Source organism: Pseudomonas sp. HMWF006, assembly GCF_003061205.1.
Taxonomy (GTDB): Bacteria; Pseudomonadota; Gammaproteobacteria; order Pseudomonadales; family Pseudomonadaceae; genus Aquipseudomonas; species Aquipseudomonas monsensis.
In genome coordinates this window covers 1-2,321 of the sequence record NZ_QAIU01000033.1, presented here as the reverse complement: position 1 = coordinate 2,321, position 2,321 = coordinate 1, and the positions used below count along the sequence as shown (strand labels likewise).

Here is a 2,321-nt window from a genome sequence, read left to right as displayed (position 1 = left end):
GGTGGTCATTCTGGCGCCTTCGCGAGCAAGCTCGCTCCCACAGGGTTTTAGGCTGGTCACAGATAGTGTGTGCGAGGCTGAAACCTGTGGGGGCGGGTTATTGAGGCATTTCAGGACATTCATCGGTCCATCGCGTAACCGTCATGTCCTTGAACTGTTCACCGATGGTATCGACGCGCAGGCAGGTGCCTTTCTTTGAGTAGTACAAGATGCAGCGCGAGCTATCGAAAGAACAGGTATCCAGTTCGATGAACTTGCGTGCAGCCAACTCACGCTCCACGCCGCTGTATTCATAACCGTCGGTGGTATGCATCGGCGTTGGCTTCCAGCCTTGTTTGACGAGCTTGGACTTGGCCGGGACCAAACGCTCACCGACGACGATGCCTGCTGGCCCGCGCTTGTCGTTTGGCGCCTGTGAGCCATCGGCAAACGCTGTGCTGATACCTGTGCAATAAAGTGCGACAAATATGAGGTGCAAAGCCTTCATTTGACGGTTCCTCCAGCCGATTTGTAGTACGACAAAAAATCCGGATATTCGGCGTAAGGTTGCGGTGGATAGTGATTTTTCTTGCCGGGCCCCTCGGGAAGTGCCGCCCACCGTGTTGCGGCTTTCGGCATCGCGCCCGGGATGTCACCTGCCTTGATCTTGTCGATCACACCGAGGGTGCGCAGAATGTCGACCGCTATAAGGTCTTGGGTATGAGGCGTAAAGTCGGTCAGCCCCATCTTGCCGCCATACTCGCGCCAAGTGGCAATGGTTATTTGATACAAGCCCGATGCCGTAGTTGATCCGCCGAAACCGGCGCCTGGATGGGTGGACTCATCTGTGAACGTCCATTTCCCGGTTTGAAAACCCTTTGCCCAGCCATATCCATATTTCGCGTGGTAGTCACCGCCTTCGGCTTTGGCAATGGCAGCCAAATATGCCTTCACGTTCGGATCCTTCAAATACTCCTCATTCTCCGCCCGTCTTATCTGTTTTTTAGCGTCCAGCGCTACAGTTTTAGGGGAGGTGTCTTTGACGGCTGTCACTTCTCTCGTGGCGACGGGAGACATTTTCCTGCCACTCTTGCTAACCACTTCAGCCATGCCTTAATCCTCAAGAAACAGCTTGATGGTTTCAGGCAGGTGCGAACTCACTACGTGCGTGTAGCCCATCGGATCACTTACGCCATGTTCCATGCTGCCGTCAGCGCGTTGAATGGCGTATTCAAAATGGGCTAGCGGTTTGCCCGACTCTTGGTCAACCAATCTGAACTTGTCAGTAAAGTGCACTGGCATCGGCAGCAGACCGCTGAAGGGCGCTGATACGACGGTGTCGCCAATAATGACCGTTCCGGATCCGCCGATAACCACGTTGCCGTGGCCACCGGTACTGTCTTTAGTCGCAGCATTCAGCCCATTGATGAAAACCGTAGCGCTGACGGCGCCCGTAATTGGGCTACCACAGGCGGATTTGTCGGTCATTCGAGCGGCGGCAAGGCCGTCGAAATTTACATTGGGCGAGCCGCTGACAATAGGGTTTGTGCCATGCCCCGGGAGCGGGCAATTGGTTGGATCTGTCACTCGCGCAGCAGGTTTGCCACTCATGAAATGTTCCTTTTCAAAGTTTCAGTTTTCCTTGACCGAAATGGAGTCGATATGGGGCGAGGGGTATCGGCCGCCAAAATAATGCGGGGGTGTCCAGCGTGTACGCGCGAAGAAAAGGGCATGTCCTTGGAGGGGCGCATAAAGTTTTACTGTCCATGTAAATGTGCTGCGCGCAGCATGCCCGAGGCAGGCGGCGCGCTCAATATTTACTTACAAATTATTGGTTGACTGATAGATGTGGCCGCCAGGCGGGGCTAGCAGGGGGAATCCTTGGCAACAGGTGACGGGATCGTTTTTAGACGGCAGGACGCGATGAGGCGCGATAAACGCAAACGTTTAAAAAGACATCTCCAGACACTCTCTCAGGCTACACATCCTTGCGCCTTTGCCTACAGCTACGCCAGAATCCGCCGGCTTGTGCGCTTTTGGTTCGGATTCTATTGTGGTCCGGTCGCTGACGAATCAGCGATCGGGTTTGGTAGCCCGGTTTAGACTTGGCGCATAGCGTCACCCGATACAGGCCTTTTTGGGGCTGTGTGTTTATGGTGGTCATGCGCAGGGCGTCTTCGGGCGCGCCGGTTCTCCAAGTCACCGGTCTACCAACCTTCGTATGGCCACCACCCCTTCGTTTGGTAGCGAAAGATGATGGCTCCTTTTCTATGACTTGGAGATTCACTCATGATCAAACCAACACCCAACCCACCCGAAACCGAATCGGTTTCCCCCTACGA

Annotated in this window: 3 protein-coding genes; all 3 read right to left on the bottom strand. The window is 54.7% G+C overall.

The genetic code is table 11. The annotated features are described in order from the left end of the window. Positions 1-97 precede the first annotated feature (97 nt). From DBR24_RS01155 to DBR24_RS01145, 3 genes are read right to left on the bottom strand one after another with little or no spacing between them, the layout of a single operon-like run. Positions 98-487 (bottom strand): hypothetical protein, encoded by a 390-nt coding sequence (locus DBR24_RS01155; protein WP_128613629.1) that lies wholly within the window; start codon positions 485-487, stop codon positions 98-100. After that, positions 484-1,089, bottom strand: a complete 606-nt coding sequence (locus DBR24_RS01150; RefSeq protein WP_218278114.1) for a hypothetical protein — start codon at positions 1,087-1,089, stop codon at positions 484-486. Before DBR24_RS01150 ends, DBR24_RS01155 begins: the two co-directional genes overlap by 4 nt. Positions 1,090-1,092: 3 nt before the next feature. Further along, on the bottom strand, positions 1,093-1,590 hold the full coding sequence (locus DBR24_RS01145) for a PAAR domain-containing protein (RefSeq protein WP_128613628.1): 498 nt from the start codon (positions 1,588-1,590) through the stop codon (positions 1,093-1,095). Positions 1,591-2,321: the final 731 nt, after the last annotated feature.